This is a genomic window from Pseudarthrobacter linnaei (assembly GCF_055412825.1).
On the sequence record NZ_JBVAYX010000021.1, the window covers coordinates 1 to 20065 of the forward strand.

General features: G+C 65.7%; 21 protein-coding genes. 14 read left to right on the forward strand and 7 right to left on the reverse strand.

Annotation, left to right across the window (positions count from 1 at the left end; all coding sequences use genetic code 11):
• Positions 1-276: 276 nt before the first annotated feature.
• Positions 277-843, reverse strand: a complete 567-nt coding sequence (locus ACZYZ3_RS15430) for a TM2 domain-containing protein (RefSeq protein WP_463964692.1) — start codon at positions 841-843, stop codon at positions 277-279.
• A 306-nt stretch (positions 844-1149) separates the two neighbouring features.
• Between ACZYZ3_RS15430 and ACZYZ3_RS15435 the strand changes: the two genes are divergently transcribed.
• The 13 genes from ACZYZ3_RS15435 to ACZYZ3_RS15495 all read left to right on the forward strand — a co-directional run bounded on the left by ACZYZ3_RS15435 (position 1150) and on the right by ACZYZ3_RS15495 (position 13258).
• A complete protein-coding gene (locus tag ACZYZ3_RS15435) occupies positions 1150-1617 on the forward strand; it encodes an SRPBCC family protein (RefSeq protein WP_463964693.1) in 468 nt (155 codons plus the stop codon).
• 48 nt (positions 1618-1665) lie between these two features.
• Entirely contained in the window at positions 1666-1881 is a 216-nt protein-coding gene (locus ACZYZ3_RS15440; protein WP_463964694.1) for an excalibur calcium-binding domain-containing protein, read from the forward strand.
• 173 nt (positions 1882-2054) lie between these two features.
• Complete coding sequence (locus tag ACZYZ3_RS15445) at positions 2055-3167, forward strand: DUF475 domain-containing protein (protein ID WP_463964695.1); 1113 nt, start codon at positions 2055-2057, stop codon at positions 3165-3167.
• Between the two features lie 53 nt (positions 3168-3220).
• A complete protein-coding gene (locus ACZYZ3_RS15450) occupies positions 3221-3811 on the forward strand; it encodes a TerD family protein (RefSeq protein WP_463964696.1) in 591 nt (196 codons plus the stop codon).
• A 58-nt stretch (positions 3812-3869) separates the two neighbouring features.
• Positions 3870-4451 carry a TerD family protein gene (locus ACZYZ3_RS15455; protein WP_463964697.1) on the forward strand — a complete coding sequence of 194 codons (582 nt, stop codon included), beginning with the start codon at positions 3870-3872 and terminating at the stop codon, positions 4449-4451.
• A 70-nt stretch (positions 4452-4521) separates the two neighbouring features.
• Positions 4522-5103: a TerD family protein gene (locus ACZYZ3_RS15460; protein ID WP_463964698.1), complete on the forward strand. Its 582-nt coding sequence runs from the start codon at positions 4522-4524 to the stop codon at positions 5101-5103.
• 32 nt (positions 5104-5135) lie between these two features.
• Entirely contained in the window at positions 5136-6332 is a 1197-nt protein-coding gene (locus tag ACZYZ3_RS15465; protein ID WP_463964699.1) for a toxic anion resistance protein, read from the forward strand.
• 34 nt (positions 6333-6366) lie between these two features.
• A complete protein-coding gene (locus ACZYZ3_RS15470) occupies positions 6367-6885 on the forward strand; it encodes a hypothetical protein (protein WP_463964700.1) in 519 nt (172 codons plus the stop codon).
• An 8-nt stretch (positions 6886-6893) separates the two neighbouring features.
• Positions 6894-7436 carry a TerD family protein gene (locus tag ACZYZ3_RS15475; RefSeq protein ID WP_463964754.1) on the forward strand — a complete coding sequence of 181 codons (543 nt, stop codon included), beginning with the start codon at positions 6894-6896 and terminating at the stop codon, positions 7434-7436.
• 2 nt (positions 7437-7438) lie between these two features.
• Positions 7439-8440 (forward strand): hypothetical protein, encoded by a 1002-nt coding sequence (locus ACZYZ3_RS15480; RefSeq protein WP_463964701.1) that lies wholly within the window; start codon positions 7439-7441, stop codon positions 8438-8440.
• A 35-nt stretch (positions 8441-8475) separates the two neighbouring features.
• Positions 8476-9657 carry an HpcH/HpaI aldolase/citrate lyase family protein gene (locus ACZYZ3_RS15485; protein ID WP_463964702.1) on the forward strand — a complete coding sequence of 394 codons (1182 nt, stop codon included), beginning with the start codon at positions 8476-8478 and terminating at the stop codon, positions 9655-9657.
• Positions 9654-12371, forward strand: coding sequence for a phosphoribosyltransferase domain-containing protein (locus ACZYZ3_RS15490; protein ID WP_463964703.1), 2718 nt, complete (start codon positions 9654-9656; stop codon positions 12369-12371). The genes ACZYZ3_RS15485 and ACZYZ3_RS15490 overlap by 4 nt, the downstream gene beginning before the upstream one ends.
• Positions 12368-13258, forward strand: coding sequence for an HAD family hydrolase (locus ACZYZ3_RS15495; protein WP_463964704.1), 891 nt, complete (start codon positions 12368-12370; stop codon positions 13256-13258). Before ACZYZ3_RS15490 ends, ACZYZ3_RS15495 begins: the two co-directional genes overlap by 4 nt.
• Positions 13259-13316: 58 nt before the next feature.
• On the opposite strand, the gene ACZYZ3_RS15500 is transcribed toward ACZYZ3_RS15495, so the two are convergent.
• A complete protein-coding gene (locus ACZYZ3_RS15500) occupies positions 13317-13733 on the reverse strand; it encodes an ester cyclase (protein WP_463964705.1) in 417 nt (138 codons plus the stop codon).
• 308 nt (positions 13734-14041) lie between these two features.
• Between ACZYZ3_RS15500 and ACZYZ3_RS15505 the strand changes: the two genes are divergently transcribed.
• Positions 14042-15208 (forward strand): sigma-70 family RNA polymerase sigma factor, encoded by a 1167-nt coding sequence (locus ACZYZ3_RS15505; RefSeq protein WP_463964706.1) that lies wholly within the window; start codon positions 14042-14044, stop codon positions 15206-15208.
• Here the strand turns inward: ACZYZ3_RS15505 and ACZYZ3_RS15510 are convergent.
• From ACZYZ3_RS15510 to ACZYZ3_RS15530, 5 genes are all read right to left on the reverse strand, one after another.
• Positions 15144-16505: an MFS transporter gene (locus ACZYZ3_RS15510; protein WP_463964707.1), complete on the reverse strand. Its 1362-nt coding sequence runs from the start codon at positions 16503-16505 to the stop codon at positions 15144-15146. The two genes, ACZYZ3_RS15505 and ACZYZ3_RS15510, sit on opposite strands and share 65 nt — an antisense overlap.
• Positions 16506-16768: 263 nt before the next feature.
• Positions 16769-16912 carry a hypothetical protein gene (locus tag ACZYZ3_RS15515; RefSeq protein ID WP_463964708.1) on the reverse strand — a complete coding sequence of 48 codons (144 nt, stop codon included), beginning with the start codon at positions 16910-16912 and terminating at the stop codon, positions 16769-16771.
• Between the two features lie 271 nt (positions 16913-17183).
• Entirely contained in the window at positions 17184-17951 is a 768-nt protein-coding gene (locus tag ACZYZ3_RS15520) for an amino acid ABC transporter ATP-binding protein (RefSeq protein ID WP_463964709.1), read from the reverse strand.
• On the reverse strand, positions 17948-18985 hold the full coding sequence (locus ACZYZ3_RS15525) for an amino acid ABC transporter permease (protein ID WP_463964710.1): 1038 nt from the start codon (positions 18983-18985) through the stop codon (positions 17948-17950). Before ACZYZ3_RS15525 ends, ACZYZ3_RS15520 begins: the two co-directional genes overlap by 4 nt.
• A gap of 6 nt (positions 18986-18991) precedes the next feature.
• Positions 18992-19894, reverse strand: coding sequence for an ABC transporter substrate-binding protein (locus ACZYZ3_RS15530; protein ID WP_463964711.1), 903 nt, complete (start codon positions 19892-19894; stop codon positions 18992-18994).
• Between the last annotated feature and the right edge of the window lie 171 nt (positions 19895-20065).

The following is a 20065-nucleotide window of genomic DNA, read 5'->3' on the forward strand; positions in this document are numbered from 1 at the left end:
GGACGCCGCCGCGGCCGCCGGCGCGGGCGCCGGGCGCAACGCGGGCGCCGGGCGCAAGGCGGGCGCCGCCGTCGTGGTGAAACGGGCGGGTGTTTGGCGCTCGGTCCGTGCATCGTGCCGCCCACTGAACCGTGAAAGTCCACAATCCCGCCACACGAAAGAGGGCCGTCCACTTTGGAAATGTGGACGGCCCTTCAGCGAGCAAGCTGTCCCTTGCCGAAACAGTCCAATCGTTGCGATTCCCTGGTTCGGAGGGGTGGAGGATCCGGGCCGCGGTCAGTCGCGGAGCGGGACGCCCTGGGCGTCGGTCCGGAACTGGGCCGCGCCGGCGATGATCATGATGCCCTCGACGACGCCCCACAGGCCGACAATGAACCCGAGGCCGAGCGTGAAGATGCCCAGGACGAGGGTGAGGACGAGCTGGATGACCGCCACCTTGGTGTAGCCGAGGTAGAAGCGGTGGATACCCAGTCCGCCCAGGAAGATGCCCAGCAGACCGGCGACGATTTTTGATTTCGGCTGCGTGTAGCCGTAGGCCTGGTTCGGCATCGGCGGCTGCTGCTGGTACGGCTGCTGCTGGTACTGCGGCTGCTGGTACTGCGGCTGCTGGGGCGCCGGCGGGTAAGCCTGGTACTGAGGCTGTCCCGCGTACGGCTCCTGCGGTCCGGCCGGGTAGCCCTGCTGCGGCTCCTGCGGTCCGGCCGGGTGGCCCTGCTGCGGGCCGGCGTAGGGCTGCTGCGGCTGGGCTCCCGTCGGGTTCACTCCGCCCTGGTACGGCGGGGCTGCTGGCTGGTCGTAGCCTTCCGGAGGGACGGCGTTCGCGTCGGGGTGGGGGTGTGTCATGGTGGTGCCTTTCGCTGAGTGATGATGCAGCCACGGCGTTCGGGCGGCAGCACCGTCGTCGACGGCATCCCCCAAGAATCCATGTGCCGAGATTAGTTTGACGGAACAACCCACCAATTGCGCTGATTGGCGCAGTATGTCCCCACCGAATGCGCCGCGGACAACCGAAATGGCTGTCCAAGAGACCGGCAGCCCAGTAGGTGCGGTGGCCGTGACCGGAAGTCAGCTCCTGGCGCCGGCGACGGGACACGCGGCTGCCAGCAGTATTCGCTTCCGTCAGCGTCCGCAGGATGCCAGAGTTGAACAATGAACGAGACACCCGGGAACAGGGAAACTGGCGGACTGGTCCTGAACTTCGAATGCACGCTCGATGCTCCCCCGGAAGAAGTCTTCAGGATGCTGACGGAATCGACGGAGCTGGCGAAGTGGTGGGGTCCGCACGGCTTCACCATCCCTGCAGCCGAACTGAACGTCACGGAAGGCGGCACCTACGGATTCCGCATGACGCCACCGGACGGCGAACCGTTCCACCTCTCAGGCGAGTTCCTGGAGATCGATCCTCCATGGCGTCTGGTGTTCACATTCCGCTGGGAGGAACCGACCCCAGACGACCGGGAAACCGTCGTCGACCTCGCCCTCGGAATTACCGGCGAGGACACGCGCCTGGTGCTCTCGCAGGGCCCATTCCTGACGGAGGAGCGGCTGGCCCTGCACCGCACCGGATGGACCGAGTCCTTCGAGAAACTGCAGGCGGTATTGATTAGCCGCACCTAAGGACCGGCCGCGTCAACCGCCCCAGTAGACCTTCAGCGCCGCGGGCTTTTGAACGGTGGCGACGAGCTGACCGGCAGATCCCGCCCGCACCCTACGTTCCGCCGGCACCGGCCTCTGTGCCCCCGGCGCTGCCGGCGGTCTACCCCGCCACCTGCGCTGCGGTCCGGGCTGCCGGGGCAGCGCCGATCCGCGCCGATCCGCGCCTGCCCGCCCGGCTACAGCCGAAAGCTGGACCGCGACGGCGACGGCGTCGCCTGCGCGTAGAGGCGAGAAACCCACGATCAGAGTCAAAAAGGAGGGGGCGCCGCTGACAAAGCGTCGCAGCCTGCAGATAGGATGGGTGCCACGAAGTCCTGGGGGAAAACTTCCGGGATGCTTTTTCGCCGTCCTGCCGTCGTTGACGTGACAGGACCTGTCGTTCCAGGAGTTGTTCCAGCTTGATCTTCAAGACTTTCGGGTGGTCGTTCGCGGTCACCATCATCGCGTTAGTGATCGCTTTTCTTTACGGCGGCCCTGAGGCGCTCATTCTCTGCATCATCCTGGGCATTCTTGAAGTCAGCCTGAGTTTCGACAACGCCGTTGTCAATGCGCGGATTCTGGAACGCATGAATGAGTTCTGGCAGAAGATGTTCCTCAGCGTCGGCATCATCATTGCTGTCTTCGGCATGCGGATCCTCTTCCCCCTGCTCATCGTGGGGGTCACCGCCGGACTCAACCCGGTTGAAGCCGTCACTCTTGCGATGGAAAAGGGTGACCCGAACACCCCCGGCAGCTACGGGTACCTGCTCCACGAAGCCCACCCGCAGATCGCCGCATTCGGTGGAATGTTCCTCCTCATGCTGTTCCTGGACTTCATCCTCGCCCACCGTGACATCAAGTGGATCAAGTTCCTCGAAATCCCGCTGGCCCGGCTGGGCAAACTCGAGGGCGCATCCTTGATCATAGGGATGGCCGCACTGGCCTTCGCCGGTGCCGTCTCCGGAGAGAAGCAGGGCATCGTCCTCCTCTCGGGACTGCTGGGTATGATCACCTACTTCCTGGTGAACGGCCTCGGAAATCTCTTCGACGTGGACCAGGACGGCGACGTCGACGAGGTGGACGCGCAACTCATGGCTCACACAGGACCCTCCGGTTCCGCCAAGCTGGCCGGCAAGGCCGCCTTTATGCTCTTCCTCTACCTGGAAGTCATCGACGCCTCCTTCTCGTTCGACGGCGTCATCGGCGCCTTCGCCATTACCTCTGACCCGATCATCATTGCCCTCGGGCTCGGCTTCATCGGTGCGATGTTCGTCCGCTCCCTGACCGTCTTCCTGGTCCGGGAAGGAACGTTGGACGAGTTCGAGTACCTTGACCACGGCGCGCACTGGGCAATCGGTGCCCTGGCGGTTATCCTGCTGATCACCATCGTGGTCCCCATCAACGAAATCATTACCGGCCTCATCGGCATGGTCTTCATCGGTGCCGCCTTTACAGGTTCGATCCTCCGCAACAAGAAAAAACGCGCCGCCGAGCCGGTAGACGTGCTTGAATCTACGGACGCCAACAGCTAGCTCACTAGCATTCAAAGAAGCAACATCCACCACTAAGAAATGCGAGTAAATCAATGGGTTTGAGTTTGCAAAAAGGCCAGTCACTGTCACTCACCAAGCAGAACGGCGAGTCCCTGACCAACGTCCGTCTGGGCCTGGGGTGGGACTCTGCCGTCCCGGCCAAGAAGGGGTTTTTCGGCGGCACGAAAACCGTTGAGATCGACCTGGACGCTTCAGCCATCATGTTCGACGCCGAAGGCAAGCACCTGGACACGGTCTTCTTCAACCAGCTCACCAGCAAGGACGGTGCCGTCCGCCACGCCGGGGACAATCTCACCGGCGCCGGAGACGGTGACGACGAAACCATGATGGTCAACCTGCCCGCCGTCTCGCCCGCGGTCCAGAACATCGTGTTCGTCATCACCAGCTACAGCCAGCAGACCTTCGACATGGTCCAGAACGCGTTCTGCCGGGTCATCGACGACTCGGCCGCGGGCAGCCCGGAAGTCGCCCGTTACTCCCTCACCGAAGCGGGCCCGAACACGGCCATGGTCATGTCAAAGCTGTCGCGGACCGGCAACGCCTGGACCTTCCAGGCGATCGGCACTCCGGCCAACGGCCGCACGGCCGGGGACGTCCTCGGCGCCGCGGCTTCCGCCCTCTAGCCCGACGGGACCATCGTTCTGGCCCTGCTGAACGAACACCGAACTGAAGGAGCACCTCTTGGCTAGCCTGACTTTGAGCAAGGGCAGCAACCTGTCCCTGACGAAAGCCGACCCCGGACTTCGCAAGGCCATGATTGGCCTCGGCTGGGATCCCCGGACCACTGCCGGGGAACAGTTCGACCTCGACGCCTCGGCCCTCCTGGTCCGCGCCGACGGCAAGGTCGGATCGAATGACGACTTCATCTTCTACAACCAGCTGTCCTCTCCGGACGGCTCGGTCGTCCACCAGGGCGATAACCGCACCGGAGACGGTGACGGCGACGACGAGCAGATCCTCATCGATCTCGACACCGTTGCCCTGGACATCGAGAAGATTGTCATCGTCGTGTCGATCGACCAGGCAGACGCCCGCCGCCAGAACTTCGGCCAGATCCGTGACGCGTTCTGCAGGGTTGTGAACCAAGAGACCGACAACGAAGTGGTCCGCTACGACCTCACCGAGGACGCAGCAGCCGAAACCTGCATGATTTTCGCCGAAATCTACCGCCACAACGGAGAATGGAAGTTCCGTGCCGTCGGCCAGGGCTACGCCTCAGGCCTCCGCGGCGTTGCATCGGACTTCGGTATCTCACTGGATTAGGTGCTGGGTGGTCCGGGGGAACCCGGGCCACTCCTTCACGTATCCACCAGACTTAACAAGGAGAATAACCATGGCTGGCTTGACGCTTACCAAAGGCAGTAACCTCTCGCTCACCAAGACCGATCCGGGACTGAACAAGGTTCTCGTCGGGCTGGGCTGGGATCCCCGCACCACCACCGGCGACGCCTTCGACCTGGATGCCTCGGCGCTCCTGCTTGGCGCCGACGGCAAGGTCCGCAGCTCCGCGGACTTCATCTTCTATAACCAGCCGGCCGCCGCCGACGGTTCGGTCGTCCACAAAGGGGACAACCGCTCCGGTGACGGCGACGGCGACGACGAAGTGGTCGCCGTCGAGCTCTCTGCCGTCGGTTCCGACGTGGAGCGGATCGTCTTCGTGGTTTCGATCGATCAGGCGGACACCCGCCGGCAGAACTTCGGCCAGGTGCGCGGCGCCTACTGCCGCATCGTCAACCAGGAAAGCGACGCGGAAATCGTCCGCTACGACCTGAGCGAGGACTCGGCGCCGGAGACCTGCATGATCTTTTCAGAGCTGTACCGGCACAACGGCGAGTGGAAGTTCAAGGCCGTCGGCCAGGGCTACGCCACCGGCCTCGCGGGAATTGCCGCGGACTTCGGCGTCCAGCTCGGCTGAGAGTCCGAGACCTACGAAAGAGAGAAGCAACAATGAGCATGCAACTCACCCCGCCTGAGACCTCGGCATCGAACCCCCTCGTGCTGGACGCGCCGGCGTCCGTCGAGATCGTCAAGGTCGACGACGCACCCGGGATGGTACCGGTTCCCGCCGAACGCCAGCAGGAGATCAACGCCCAGGCGCGCGCCTTCGTCAGTGAAGTGTCGGCGATGAGCCCGTTCAGCCCCGAGTACTCCACCAAGATCGACGGCATCAACCGGCTGGGCGGCCAGCAGCTTGTGGCATCGGCCAACACCTCAAGCCGGCTGCTGGAGCGGTCCTCCACGTCGCTGGCCGGTGCCAAGAAGTCCGGCAGCAACGCCCAGGTGCAGGTTGCCTCTACGCTCGGTGAGCTTCGTTCCACCGTGGAAGACCTGACACCCAGCAACGCCGATTTGAGCGTGGGCCGGAAGATCCTGGGCATCATTCCGGGCGGCAACAAGCTCGCGAAGTATTTCCAGAAATACGAGAGTGCGCAAACCCAGCTCGACAAGATCATCAAGTCCCTGATGGCGGGCCAGGACGCGCTGCTCAAGGACAACGCCTCCCTTGCGCAGGAAAAGACCCAGTTGTGGGACACCATGCAGGCGCTGAGCGAATACGCCGTATTTGCCAAGGCCCTGGACACCGCAACAGCCAGCAAGATCGATGAGATGAAGATGCAGGGCCAGATCGAGGAGGCGGGCAAACTCGACTCGGACGTGCTCTATCCGATCCGGCAGCGCCACCAGGACATCCTGACCCAGCTGGCCGTCTCGGTTCAGGGCTACCTGGCTATCGACATGATCCGCAAGAACAACACCGAACTGATCAAGGGCGTCGAACGGGCACGCACGACGACGATCTCCGCGCTGCGGACCGCCGTCATCGTGGCCCAGGCACTGGCGAACCAGAAGATGGTGCTGGATCAGATCGACGCCATCAACACGACGACGAACAACATGATCCTCAAGACTTCCGAGATGCTCAAGGATCAGACCGCCCGGATCCACCAGCAGGCGGCGAGCTCCGGCGTCAGCGTGGAAACGCTGCAGAAGGCGTTCGACAACGTGTTCCAGACCATGGACGCCATCGACACCTTCCGTTCCCAGGCCAACAAGAGCATGGAAGGCACGGTGCAGGCCCTCGAAACCGGGCTGGAACGGGCCCGCCCTTATCTGGACCGGGTGCGGCAGCAGGAAGGGAATTAGTGGTCGCCAGCCCTGAGCAATAGGCTTACGGGCTATGGTCGCAAAATTCTTAGGCTCGTTGTTCGGCGGCGGAGCGGAATCCCGCCCCGCCGCCGTCCCCGGTGCCGAATCTCCCGCCGTTGATCCGTCTGCGGACGAGCTGACAGTCACTGCCGCCGCGCTCGAGGAGCTGCGGCGGATGGTACTGGCCCACGGCGCCGAACTGCCTCCCCTCGTGGTGTCACAGGTGCTGCAGCTGACCGACATCCTGCGCGCCCTTATCGGCTACATCGGCCGGTCGGGGGCATCGACCGAGCAGCGTGTCCTGCTCAACGCCGTCATCACCGACTATCTGCCGTCCCCGCTGCGGGCCTACCTGATGCTGGCCGCCGGGTCGCGGCGGGACGATTCGGCCGACACGACGGTGTTGCTGGAACAGTTCGACGTGCTCTACTCCACCGTCAAGAACCTGGACAACCAGGTCCGCACGGGGGCCATTACGGAACTGGCAGTCCATGGCCAGTTCCTCCGGGACAAGTTCGATATTGATGGTCTCCATCTGGAAGGACGCTAGTGGCTTCTATGGTCGCGGGCAGCAACGCCCCCCTCACCGCTGAGAACCCCGGGCTGGAAAAAGTGCTGCTCGGAATCGGCTGGGACATGGTCCCGAGCCGTGGCCCGCAGGCCGAGCTGGTGCCCATGGTGATCATGTGCGGGACGGACGGCCGTGCCGTTTCGGATGACCATCTGGTCTTCTTCAACCAGATCGTCAGCCCCGAAGGCAGCATTTCCTTCGCCGGCGCGGAAGACCAGGACCAGATCGACGTCGACCTGAGCCGGGTGCCCGACGGGGTCCACAAGATCATTGTGCTGCTCTACGTGGATCCGGAGGTGCGCGGCCCCGGCACGTTCGGCGCCGTGAAGAATGCCTACCTGCGGGTCGCCACCGAACACAACCGGGAGCTGCTGCGCTTCACCGTTCCGCGGGGGAATCTCGACAAAATCAACGCCATGATTCTCGGGGAACTTTACCGGCACGCGGGCGGCTGGAAGTTCCGTGCCCTCGGTCAAGGCTATGAGGCCGGGCTCGCAGCCGTTGCCGCCGACTTCAAGTTGAAACTCTGAGCATGGCGGTGAATCGAACCGCGCTGCGGACCGACATCCCCTACCTCAGCCGGCGCCCGAAGCCGGTGGTGCAGCCGGAACCCACCCGGCCCCCTTCGGCCAGTACCGCCCCGTCCCTGAACCCCGGTGCCAGCCCGGCGGGTTCCGGCGGACTCACCCTCGGTGCCGGCCGGGCGGGTTCCGGTTCCGGCAGGCCCACCCTCGGTGCCAGCCCGGCGGCGTCACCGTCCACGGGTTCCGGCGGGCTCACCCTCGGAGCCAGCCGGGCGGCGGCACCGTCCACGGGTTCCGGCGGACTCACCCTTGGTGCCAGCCCGGCGGCGTCACCGTCCACTGGTTCCGGCGGACTCACCCTCGGTGCCAGCCCGGCGGCGGCACCGTCCACTGGTTCCGGCGGACTCACCCTCGGTGCCAGCCCGGCGGCGTCACCGTCCACGAAGACCCCAGCGGCAGCAAGGCCGGGGCCCCGGCCCGCTCCGGGGGCGTCGGAGCGGCTGTTCCCGGCCCCGGACTTTGGCAGCGTCCGCGAGTTGGGGGAAGCGAACCCTGTGGTGCGCCTGAACGCCAGGCAATCCGCGATTGGCTCACTCCTGGTGGCCGGGGTCCGCTCGGTGGCCTGGGAGGACCAGAAGCTCACCACGGGTGCCCATCACTCGGAAGGGCACGCTGCCGGCACCGCCGTCCTCACTCCCGGAAACCGGCCCCTGGCCGGCGTCCAGGACGGGGCCGGCGTCGTGTCCCTTCGCCACGTCCGGCTCCTTCGCCGCCTCCTGTTCGTCGCGGGAGAGACCCCGCTGACGGTCGGGGTCTTCGACGGCGCGGCCGCCACGGTTGCTGCCCGGAACGATGCCGGGCTGCGGAGCGTTCTGTACGTCGTGCGGGTTGGCGCGGTGCTGGAGCTCCGCGCCGAGTTCGTCCCGGCAGACGCCTCCGACGCAGCCATCTGGGCTATTTTCGGTTTCACGATGACCATTCCACTGGACCGTCGGGTCCTCCAGCGTTGATCCGGCAGCGCACCACTGACAACACCTAGGGGACAATGCAGCACTTCAAAGCCTTGGCCGAATCCGTCAGGGATCGTCTCTTCCACCTGCACCCCGAACCCCTGCACCGCACCTCGGATCCCGGCCTGCTGGCCGTCGCGCTGGGGGCCACCTTGTACTCGCCGGCCACGAGAAGCTCTCTGGCAGCCGGAATCCGGAAGCAAGCCGCGGCGGGTTGCCTCAGCATCGTCGTCTGTCTCGAAGACGCCGTTCCCGACGAGGAAGTGCCCGCAGCGGAGGAGAACCTGCTCGCTGCACTGGACGAACTGTCGCTGGACGATCCGGACGAGCTCCCGCTGATTTTTATCCGGTGCCGGACGCCCGAACAGCTGCTCGACGTCGGACGCAGGGCAGGTGCCGCTCTCGCCGTCGTCTACGGCTTCGTGCTGCCCAAGTTCGAGAACGAGACAGGCCGCGGGCGTGCCTTCCTGGCGGCACTGCAGCTGTTGAACGAGGAAGCCGGACGCACCGGGGACTCCAAGGAACACCCCCTGAGGGCGATGCCAATCATCGAGGACCTCTCGACAACCCATCTGGAGTCACGGGTCCGGGTCCTGACGGACAACCTGGCCCTCGTGGAAGAGTTCCGCGACCTGGTGCTGTGCGTCCGGATCGGGGCCACGGACATGTCCAGTGCCTTTGGCCTGCGGCGTTCCCGCGACCTGACGATCTATAACGTTAAGGTCGTCGCGAACATAATTGGCGACGTCGTGAACATCTTCGGCCGCCCGCAAGACGGCTGGGTCATCTCCGGCCCCGTGTGGGAACACTTCGTCAACACCGAACGGGTCCTGCGGCCCCAGCTGCGGTCCACGCCGTTCGAGGCCGTCAACGTGGGCGGACTCCGGAAGCGCATCCTGATGGACAATCTGGATGGCCTGATCCGCGAGATCGAACTGGATCTCGCGAACGGTCTGCTGGGCAAGACTGTGATCCATCCCAGCCACGTGCCCGTGGTGCACGCCATGTGCGTCGTGAGCCACGAGGAGTACCTCGATGCCCTGGACATCACCGGGAGCGCAGGGGGCGGCGTAAAGGCATCGTCTTATGGAAACAAGATGAACGAGTTCAAGCCGCACCGTGCCTGGGCGGAGCGCACCCTGTTGCGGGCCAGGGCCTTCGGGGTCGCGAGGCCCGGCGTCAATTTTGTCGAACTACTGGAAGCGAGCATGCGGTGAAGCAACTCTCGACGGATGCTCCCTGGAGCGGCGCTTACGTGCGCGACGCCCTCGGCGTCGAAGTGGCGTCAGACCCCGGTCGCAGCGTGCTGCCGGTGACCGCCCTGGTCGGGCTGGCGCTGCGGCGCAACCCGAAACGGGCCCACCTGCTCGTCTCGCGCGTGCTGGCCAAGCACGTCCCCACCGAACCCGGGATCGCGACGGCGGCGGGCCAGTTGCTGGGGCTCCTGGTCCTCCGGAAACTCCAGGTCCCCGCCTCCACCGGCCCCGGTCCGGACGCGCCCGCCGGATCGCTGAGCTCCGGACCCGGTGCGCCCGGTCCGGACGCGCCCGCCGGATCGCTGAGCTCCGGACCACTGACCGCCGTCATCGACGAGGCCGTGGACAGGCTGGGGCGCCTGCTGGACGGGCATTCGTGCCCGGACGGCGGGACCGCCCCGGACCAGGACGAACGCCGCACCAGGATGGCCGCCGTGTCGGGCCTGTGCGAGCTGCTCGCCGGCGAGCAGACGGAACTTCCCGGCGTCGTGACCATCGGTTACGCGGAAACCGCGACCGGGCTGGGCCAGCTGGTGGCCGGGCAACTGGGAACCTATTACATTCACTCCACCCGGCTGGGCGGCAGCGGGGTGGAGCCGTACGGCGCGTTCGAGGAAGTGCATTCGCATGCGACCTCCCATCAGCTGCTGCCGACCGGCCGCGCCGCCCTTAACCTGGCCGAGACCGTGGTGCTCGTGGATGACGAGTTGAGCACCGGCGCCACGATCATCAACACCATCCGCGAACTGCACCGCACTGCCCCGCACCGCCACTACGTCGTCGCCTCCCTGGTGGATCTGCGCTCCGCGGCTGACCGGGGCCGCCTTGATGAACTGGCGCACGAACTCGGCACCAAAATCAGCGCCGTGGCACTGGCGCAGGGCAGCATCGACCTGCCGGAAACGCTCGCTGCGGACGCCGCAGACCTGATCAGCAGCCTCATCCTCCCCCTCCCCCTCCCCGGCGCATCGGTCACCGGCCCCGGCCCCGGCCGGATCCAGCTGGTCGACCTGAACGGACTCGTGCCGCCAGTCCGCAGCGCCCGCTTCGGCGTGGCCGGGCGCCCTGATCCGGACCAGGCGGAGCGCATTGCCGACGCCCTGGCCGCGGCCCTCGGCAGCAGCGCCGGAGCGGGAGCCCGAGTGCTGGTCCTCGCCACGGAGGAATTCATGGCCCTGCCCTTGGCGGTCGCCGCCCGGTTGCAGGACCTGCGCCCTGACGCCGATATCCGCTATTCCACCAGTACCCGCTCACCGATCGCCGCGCTGGATGAACCGGGCTACGCGATCCGTTCAGCGATTGCCTTTGACAGCGGCGATGACGCCGCGGACGGGTCCAGGGCGCGGTTTGCCTATAACTTCATCCACCTCGAAGGACGCTTCGACACGGTGGTGATCATGCCGGAACCCGGCACCGCGGAGTCCGAACTCCTGGCCCCCGGAAAGATCGCCGGGGCCGTTGCCAACAGCGCCGACGATGTCCGGCTTCTCATGCTGCCGGCCCAGTCAACGTTCCCGCCGCCGCTGACCGGGCCCGGGTTCGGTTCCTACCTGCCGGAGGACGTGGAGTGGCTACTCAAGGACCTGAGTTTTGCGCAGCTGGAAGCGCCCAAGGCCGAGCGTGAAGCCGCGATCCAGTCCGGTAAGGCCAGTTACGCCGAATCGCTGCCGCAGGAATTCGAACCCTCGCCCGAGTACAGCGCCTTGTTCGAGGCCGCACTGGAAGGCTCGGCCGGCCGGATCGCGCACGCCGTCGGGACGCTCACCGAGCAGGTCCTGAAGCTGCGCGGCAACGCGCCCGTGCTGGTTTCCCTCGCCCGCGCAGGAACCCCCGTGGGAATTCTGATGAAGCGTTGGGCCTGGGAAGTCCACGGACTGCAGCTGCCGCACTATGCCATCAGCATCGTGCGCGGGCTCGGCATCGACCAGAGTGCCCTCGGCTACCTCGCCTCCCGGCACCGCCCGGAGGATGTCATGTTCGTCGACGGCTGGACCGGGAAGGGAGCCATCGCCCGCGAGCTCGCCGCCGCCGTCGACCTCTTCCGACAGACCGACGGGCCGGCGTTCGGCCCGGACCTGGCGGTCCTCGCGGATCCGGGGCATTGCGTCCGGATTTTCGGCACGCGGGAGGACTATTTGGTGCCTTCGGCGTGCCTGAATTCGACCGTTTCCGGTCTCGTCTCACGCACCGTGTACAACACGGCGCTGATCGGGCCCGGGGATTTCCATGGGGCCAAGTTCTACGCGGAGCTCGCCGGCAGCGACGTCTCCAACGACTTCCTGGCCGCGGTCACACGCCAGTTCCCCGGCGTTCGGGACGACGTCCTACGAGCCGCAGCCCACGCCCCCTCAACCGTCGCGGGGCTCCCGGAAGCAGACTGGTCCGGGTGGTCCGCCGTCGAGGAAATCAGCCGCAGCTTCGGCATTAACAACGTGAACCTCGTCAAACCGGGCGTCGGCGAAACCACCAGGGTCCTCCTGCGGCGCGTGCCCTGGAAGGTGCTGGTGCGCCCCGATGCAATGCCGGAGCTCGCCCACGTGCTGCACCTGGCCGAACAGCGCGGCGTCGAGGTGCTGGAGGTTCCGGGCCTGGCTTACAGCTGTGTCGGGCTGATCCACCCGATCCACACCCCGGGAGCGACCGGCGCGGACGGCAGGGCGGTGGTCGACGTATGAGCGTTCACTCAAGCGCCGCCCCGGTGATGGTGGCCAGCGACCTGGACCGAACCTTGATCTACTCGGCGAACTCCATGGCCCTCGTGGGAAGCGACCACTTGGCCCCCCGCATGGTGGTCGCCGAAGTCTATGACGCGGCGCCGCTGTCCTTCATGACGCGGGCGGCCGAGGAGCTGTTGGAAGGGATCGTGGGGCGGAGCGTGTTCGTGCCCGTCACCACCCGGACCCGGGCGCAGTTCTCCCGCGTGCGGCTGCCTAGCTTCGGCCAAGGGTACGCCGTGACGACGAACGGGGCCGTGCTCCTGCACGACGGCGAGCCGGACCGCGACTGGTCGCGCCACATTGAGCGGTCCCTGGGAGCAGATTGTGCGCCCCTGGACGACGTGCTGGGCCATCTCAAGGGCAGCGGGGCGATCCCCGCCATCCTGAGGGTCCGCACCGCCGAAGACGTCTTTGTGTACTCGATCGTTGACCGCGAGGCAATGCCCGAAACGTACCTCGACGAGCTCGGCGCCTGGTGCAACGCCCGCGGCTGGACAATATCCTTGCAGGGGCGGAAGCTGTACTGCGTGCCCGCCCCCATCACCAAGGAAGCCGCTGTGGACGAGATCCGGCGGCGCAGCGGTGCAGGTCTTCTGGTAGCCGCGGGCGACTCGCGGCTGGATGCGGGCATCCTTGAGCTGGCGGACATCGCCATCCGTCCCGCGCACGGCGAACTCGACAGCGACTGCTTTTCCCGGCCGCACCTGACGGTGACGTCGGCGTCCGGTGTCCTGGCCGGCGAGGAGATCCTGCGTTTCGTCAGCGGCATCCTGGCGGGGACCCTGGTGCCGCGCTCCGCTAAGGGCTTGAACCTCCAGCACTTCCCGTCGCCGATTGGCTCGTAGTTGGCGTTTTCCGCGAAGCGGTACTTGAGTCCGGCGGCCCGCCGTGCTGTGGTACCGCTCAGCCAAGGTCCACGGCGCCGATCTGCTGCATGAGGGCCATCATGTCCGTGGCTCCCCAATGCTCGATGACCTTGCCACCGTCGGTGCGGATGATATCGATGCCGCTGAATTCGACGCTGCGGCCTGTGGGCTCGATACCCATCAGTGCGCCCTGATGCGTTCCGGTCAGGACCACGTACAGCGCCTCCAGATTTCCATCCACGAGCGCCGGTTCGTTTGTCGTGGCCTTGAGATCCGGGAACGCCGCCCGCATCGTGTTGACGAAGAACCCGATCCCGTCCTTGGAGGGTGATTGTCCGGGCATGGGATCATGATCGACAAAGTCATCACTCACCATTTCGTCGATGAGGGCGAGATTCCCTTCGCCAAGTACCTCGGTGTAGAACCGCTTGATTAATCCTGTTCCTTCAGACATTTCCGACTCCTTACAGGCGAGAGACCGACTGGGATCCCCCAGCGCGTTGACCGGGCACGCCGCACGAACCCACGCCGACAGTCTGCCATTTCCAAAAAGTGCGCCCGAGCGGAGCGCCGACAGAGACTGCGAGTAAGTGGTGTGAAACGGGCGAAATGCCCTTTTAAGGCAGAACATATTCCGGCTCTTCGAGCGTGTCAATATGCCGCGGCTGCCACCTTTGCAGGCTCCGTCCATGCCCTCCGAAAAGTGTCACACCGGTCTCGTAGTCTGCGTTCACAAGCGTGAACCGTCCAACAGGGGATGACATGACTGACCGGATCCACGAGGCAATCGGCAGGGCACCATCCTCGCCTGCAGCAGCTGCCCCGGCCCGTGGATCAGTCGAGCCAAATGACCCTGGCTGGCCGGAATTACTGGCTGCCACCGGCGGGCTCACCGACGACACGGTCGGGGACTACCTGCGCCGGCTGGGCCGATACGACTTGCTCACTGCCGAACAGGAAGTGGAACTGGCGCAAGACATCGAGGCCGGGCTTTTCGCGGAACAGCTCCTGGCGGACGGCACACCGCGGGCCGGCCGGGACAGCGGGGAGCTTTGGATCATCGTTCTCATGGGCAAGCGGGCCGTCGAGGCGCTGCTCCACGCCAACCTCCGGCTCGTCGTGTCGATCGCCAAGCACTACACCCGCCGGGGCCTTGATTTTGAGGACCTGATCCAGGAGGGAAATCTGGGACTGCACAGGGCAGTGCGCACGTTCGACTTCACCAAGGGTTTCAAGTTCTCCACCCACGCCACGTGGCACATCCGGAGCGCCATCACCCAAGCGCTCGCTGATCAGTCAAGACTCATCCGGCTGCCGACTAACGTCATCGACCAGCTGCAGAAAGTCCGGTCCGCACAACGGACGGCCACCATGACAGGGGCCATCTGCAGCATCGAGGACCTCAGCCGGCTGACACACACTGCGCCCGGGAAGATCGAGTGCCTGCTGACCTTGGACCAGCCAATCTGTTCGTTGGACGCTCAGGTGCCCGACGGAAAGGGCGGAACCGAAGCCCTGGCCGAACAGCTGTGGGATTCCTCCGCCCCGGACGCGGCCGATGCGCTCTTCCAGCAACAGATGAAGGCGCAGCTACGTGCCGTACTCGGCACGCTCGAGGACCGCGAGGCCCGGGTCCTTGCGATGCGCTTCGGCCTGGCCGGCGGCCAACCGAAGACCCTGGACGCGGTAGCGAAGGATTTCGGGATGACCCGAGAATGCGTCCGGCGGATCGAGGTCGCAGCGATGGTGAAGCTTAAAGACCCTGTCCGGTCCAACGACCTGCGTCACTATCACCGTGATTACGAAAGCCCCTCCGGCAGGGAGCCGGCGTCGGAGTCGCCGTTGGCGGCCGCGCCGGCTGCCCTTAGCCTCGCCGCTGCCGCCACAGCAGCGACACCACGAACACCACCGCGCCGAGTCCCAGCATGACAAACACCATGAGCCCCCAATTGGCCTGGGTCACGCCAGTGCCGTAGAAAATCCCGATCAGCACCGTGGCGGTGATCGCCCCGAGGTACCGGCAGGTCTGGAAGATCCCGGCGGCCACACCGCGTTCCTCCGGCCGGGTGGAGAGGTACATGCCCTGGTTGTAGGCGATGCTGGCCACTCCGTACGGCACGCCCAGGAACGCCGTCAGCGCCAGGGCAAGCGGGATGTTGAACGAGGTGGTCAGCAGCCACATTGCCGCCGAGGCGACCATGAGTAGAACGACGCCGGAGACCAGCACCCGCTTGACCCCGATCCGGTCGATGGCGCGGACCGCTAATGGCGTCACCACCACCGACATCGCGGCCAGCGGCAACATCAGCAGGCCCACCACCCCGGGCTCATAGCCGCCGGCTTCCTGCAGCAGCTGCGGCAAGCCGAAGAATGCGAAGTAGTAGACGGCGCTAAACAGGGCGAACCCCAGGTAGACCAGCAGCAGCGGCCGGTTCCTGCCCAGCAGCCGCAGGTCCAGGAACGCCGGGGCGAAGCGCAGCTCACGCCACACGAACAGCACGGCCAGCAGGGTACCCCCGCCCAGCAGCCACCAGCGATAACCCGGCAGCACGTTGAGCAGCGCCATCATCACCAGGACCATGGATCCGTTGAAGGCCAGGATGCCGGGGATGTCCGAGTCCCGCAGCAGCTCCACGACCCGGCCACTTTCCCGGTCCTCGTCCGCCGGGGCAAAGCGGCGCACCAGGACGATCGCTGCCAAGGCCAGCGGGACGTTGATAAGGAACAAGGCCTCCCAGCCGACGAAACCCACCAGGAGCCCGCCTACCACGGGCCCGACAGCGGCTGCCGAGGTGTTCGCCATCTGGATCCGGCCCAGCGGCCGGGTGGACTTCACGTTCGCCAGTTTCGCCAAGGCCCCGACCATCACGACGGCGCTCGGGTACGCGGCTGCCGTGCCGAGGGCCATGAAGGCGCGGGCCACGCAGAGCACCAGGAAGTTCGGTGCGAACGGGGCCAGCGCGCAGGTCACGGCCACCAGCGCCATGCCGATCATGAACAGCCGCCGCGGGCCGAAGCGGTCAGCCAGCCGGCCCATCAGCGGCTGGCCCGCCGCGGAGGTGAGGTAAAAGGAGGTGATCACCCAGGTGACGGTGGCGACGTCGAGCCCGAAGTCGGCGCGCAGTACCACTAGTGCGACGGCGATCATCGAGGAGTTCAGCGGGTTCAGGGCCGTGCCCAGGCTGAGTCCTGCGACGGCGAGGCCCGTCCGGGGAGAGTTGCTCACGGCAACAGTCTGTCCCACGGTGCCGGCCAAAATCGAACCGGCCGTCAAAATCGCGGCTTCGGGCCAGCTGCCGCGTCACGCAGGGCAGGTTTTTGGGCCTGCGTCAGCCGGGTTCCCGCAGAATAGCGCGGCAAGCCTCGCGGCGGGGAGGGAAAAGACTGCTGCCAGTGACGCCTGCATCACGGTTGGCGGGCGATCACGTCGCAGATGTGCCAGTGCTTGCGTCCCCGGCACGACTGCCCGTCGTCGTCGTACCTCGAACTTCAGGATCTCCAGCCCGCGAAGAAGAGTTGCCGTGCCCCGGCTTCGGTGTGGAAGTTCCATTCCGGGATGCCCGCCCAGGAATCCCGGTCCCCGAACAGGTTCACGGCCAGAATCCCGGGGCACTGGAGGGCGTTCAGCGTCACAGCCCAGAACCCGGCGAAGTTGTCGGTTAGCGGGCAGCGAATAGCAGGCGAAGGTGAGCTCCGCCGGCGGGCGCGTCCGGAGGTTCTGGGAGGCCCGGACCTCGATGCTGAGCCGGGTGGCTGCGTCCGCATCCCAGGTCGATGGGGCGGCGGCCGTGGCCCGGACCGGCCCAGCTTGCGGCCAGGCTCAGACCCGGCGGCGGGGCCACAGCTCCCCCACGCCAAGCCAGGTGCGTCGCCGCGCGGTCACCTGCCGTCGTGACCTCCAGGGTCAGAGAACCTTGGAAAGGAACGCCTTGGTCCGGTCATGCTGCGGATTGCCCAGGATCTCCCGCGGCGGTCCGGCCTCCACCACCACGCCTTCGTCCATGAACACGAGCGTGTCCGCCACCTCGCGGGCGAACCCCATCTCATGGGTCACCACGATCATGGTCATGCCGCTCTTGGCCAGTTCCTTCATGACGTCAAGCACCTCGCCCACCAGTTCGGGGTCCAGCGCGCTTGTCGGCTCGTCGAAGAGCATCAGCTTCGGGTCCATGGCCAGCGCACGGGCGATCGCCACCCGCTGCTGCTGGCCGCCGGACAGGTGCGCCGGATAGGCGTCCCCCTTGTCGCCCAGCCCCACACGTTCCAGCAGTTCCATGGCCCGGGCGGTGGCCTGTGCCTTGGACAGACCCTTCACCCGGATGGGGGCCAGGGTGATGTTCTCCACCGCGGTCAGGTGCGGGAACAGGTTGAACCGCTGGAACACCATCCCGATTTCCTGGCGCTGGAAGGCTGCTTCCTTGAGCTTCAGTTCGTAGAGCTTGTCTCCCTTTTGACGGTAGCCAACCAGCTGTCCGTCGACCGAAAGCCGGCCGCCGTCAACCCGTTCCAGGTGGTTGATGCACCGCAGGAACGTCGATTTGCCCGAGCCGCTGGGGCCCACAATGCAGAGCACCTCGCCGGGGTCGACCTCGAGACTGATCCCGCGCAGCACCTTGTTGGTGCCGAAATTCTTGGAGACCCGCTCCGCGAGCACCATCGGCGCGTCCGTCATCCTTTTCCTCCAAAATCTGTGCTGATCGGTGGGGTGGGCCCGCCGGGAACCGCCGTCGGTGCCGGTCCCGGCGTCGCCGGTTCCTTGTCCGTCTTGACCCGCCCGGTGCCGCGGGAGAACCGCTTCTCAATGAAGTGCTGTCCCACCATCAGGATGGAGGTGAAAAGCAGGTACCAGAGGGACGCCACAATCAGCAGCGGCACCGGAGTGAAGGTCACCGCGGAAATACCGCGGGACACGCCGTAAAGATCGATGCTCAACGGAATCGCGGCCACCAGCGATGTGGTCTTGAGCATGGAGATCACTTCGTTGCCGGTGGGCGGAATGATGATCTTCATCGCCTGCGGAACCACGACGAACCGCATGGTCTGGCCCCAGGACATGGCCAGCGCCGTCGAGGCTTCCTCCTGGCCCTCGTCCACGGACAGCAGCCCGGCACGCACGATTTCGGACATGTAGGCGGCTTCGTTCAGGGCCAGCCCGATCACGGCGGTGATGAAGAGGTTGGTGAAGATCTCATTCGGGATGGTGACCCACGGCTCCGTAAACGGAATGCCCAGCGTGAACACCGGATAGATCAAGGACACAATGCCCCAGAAGACCAGTTGCACGTAGACCGGGGTTCCCCGGAAGATCCAGATATACAGCCAGGCAATGCTCTTCAGCACCGGGTTCGGCGAAAGCCGCATGATGGCCAGCAGCAGGCCGATGACGATCGCGCCGATCATCGCGTAGATGGTCAGCCACAACGTCACCCATGCGGCCTGGCTGATCCGCCGGTCGAAGATGTACTTGCCCACGTCCGGCCAGCCATAGTCCGAGCGCTGGGCGGCATCCAGCACAAAGACCGCCAGCCCGAGGACGAGGAGTACCGCCACCACGTTCCGCCAGGGGTGGCGCAGCGGGATGGCGACGATCGCTTCCGGCGGCGTGCCGTCGTCGTGCCGCCCCCTGCCGGCACGCGGGGTCCTGCCGGACTCCCCGCCCCTGCCGGGTTCCGAGTCAATCATCCGGTCGGATTCCGGCTCGCTCATCGGCTATCACCCTTTGGCTGCCACGTTGAGGTCCGCCGTTTTGACGCCGCCTGCTTCCACGCCCCACTTGGCGAGGATCTTGGTGTACGTGCCGTCGTCGATCAGCGTCTGGAGGGCCTTCTGCAGAACGGGCGTGAATTCGCTGCCCTTGGCGACCGGCATCCCGTAGGGTGCCACTTCAAAAGCGTCACCGGCGGTCTGCAGCTTGTCCTTGGTCTTGGAGATCGCGTAAAGGGTCACCGGGGAATCGGCGCTCATCGCGTCCACCTGTCCCACCACCAGCGCGTTGGTGGCCTGGTCCTGGGCGTCGTACTTGAAGATGGTGATGGCGGGCTTGCCTGCGTCGGTGCAGGCCTTGGACTTCGCCGGCACCTCGTGCGTGTCCTGGTAGGTGGTGGCCTGGACCGCGACCTTGAGCCCGCAGGCGTTGTCGGGGTCCACGGTCTTGCCCTTCGGGGCCGCCCACTGGATTCCGGCGGAGTAGTAGTTGACGAAATCGACCTGTTGTTCGCGTTCGAGGGTGTCGGTGAAGGAGGAGACGCCGATGTCGTCCTTTCCTGCCTTGACCGCCGGAAGGATGTTGTCGAAGGTGCCGATGTCGAAGTTGACCTTCAGGCCCATGACCTGCCCCAGGGCGTTGGTGAGGTCCACGGCCCAGCCGGCCGGCGCACCGTTGTCGTCCTTGAACTCGTTGGGCGGGTAGTTGTTGGCCATGCCGACGTTGAGCACGCCCGCGGTCTTCATCTTCTCCGGGAGCATCGCGGCGATGGCGTCATTCTTTTTCACTTCGATGGCGTCGCTGCTTCCGGATGCCGCGCCGGTGGCGGCCGGTTGGCTATTGTCGACGCAGCCGGAGAGCGCGAGCGCGGTGGCGATGGTGAGAACGGGGAGGAGGTAACGGGTGCGCATGGTTTCCTTAGCTGTTCTGAGTGTCCCTTGGTTCCCGCAAGTCTGCGGGAGAAGGGCACCGGGTGCCTGCAAGTTCAGAACTCTTTTGAGCGTGTTGCCTGACGCTGGAGTTTCTAGGATTTCTCCGGACTGACGGATGTCCCGCCGAATTTCCCCGCCTCGAGTCTTCAA

Excerpts from the sequence above, each read along its gene's own strand:
- ACZYZ3_RS15430 (WP_463964692.1), bottom strand. The coding sequence starts at position 843 with ATGACACACCCCCACCCCGACGCGAACGCCGTCCCTCCGGAAGGCTAC.
- ACZYZ3_RS15435 (WP_463964693.1), top strand. The coding sequence starts at position 1,150 with ATGAACGAGACACCCGGGAACAGGGAAACTGGCGGACTGGTCCTGAAC.
- ACZYZ3_RS15450 (WP_463964696.1), top strand. The coding sequence starts at position 3,221 with ATGGGTTTGAGTTTGCAAAAAGGCCAGTCACTGTCACTCACCAAGCAG.
- ACZYZ3_RS15460 (WP_463964698.1), top strand. The coding sequence starts at position 4,522 with ATGGCTGGCTTGACGCTTACCAAAGGCAGTAACCTCTCGCTCACCAAG.
- ACZYZ3_RS15465 (WP_463964699.1), top strand. The coding sequence starts at position 5,136 with ATGAGCATGCAACTCACCCCGCCTGAGACCTCGGCATCGAACCCCCTC.
- ACZYZ3_RS15470 (WP_463964700.1), top strand. The coding sequence starts at position 6,367 with ATGGTCGCAAAATTCTTAGGCTCGTTGTTCGGCGGCGGAGCGGAATCC.
- ACZYZ3_RS15475 (WP_463964754.1), top strand. The coding sequence starts at position 6,894 with ATGGTCGCGGGCAGCAACGCCCCCCTCACCGCTGAGAACCCCGGGCTG.
- ACZYZ3_RS15480 (WP_463964701.1), top strand. The coding sequence starts at position 7,439 with ATGGCGGTGAATCGAACCGCGCTGCGGACCGACATCCCCTACCTCAGC.
- ACZYZ3_RS15485 (WP_463964702.1), top strand. The coding sequence starts at position 8,476 with ATGCAGCACTTCAAAGCCTTGGCCGAATCCGTCAGGGATCGTCTCTTC.
- ACZYZ3_RS15495 (WP_463964704.1), top strand. The coding sequence starts at position 12,368 with ATGAGCGTTCACTCAAGCGCCGCCCCGGTGATGGTGGCCAGCGACCTG.
- ACZYZ3_RS15500 (WP_463964705.1), bottom strand. The coding sequence starts at position 13,733 with ATGTCTGAAGGAACAGGATTAATCAAGCGGTTCTACACCGAGGTACTT.
- ACZYZ3_RS15505 (WP_463964706.1), top strand. The coding sequence starts at position 14,042 with ATGACTGACCGGATCCACGAGGCAATCGGCAGGGCACCATCCTCGCCT.
- ACZYZ3_RS15520 (WP_463964709.1), bottom strand. The coding sequence starts at position 17,951 with ATGACGGACGCGCCGATGGTGCTCGCGGAGCGGGTCTCCAAGAATTTC.
- ACZYZ3_RS15525 (WP_463964710.1), bottom strand. The coding sequence starts at position 18,985 with ATGAGCGAGCCGGAATCCGACCGGATGATTGACTCGGAACCCGGCAGG.
- ACZYZ3_RS15530 (WP_463964711.1), bottom strand. The coding sequence starts at position 19,894 with ATGCGCACCCGTTACCTCCTCCCCGTTCTCACCATCGCCACCGCGCTC.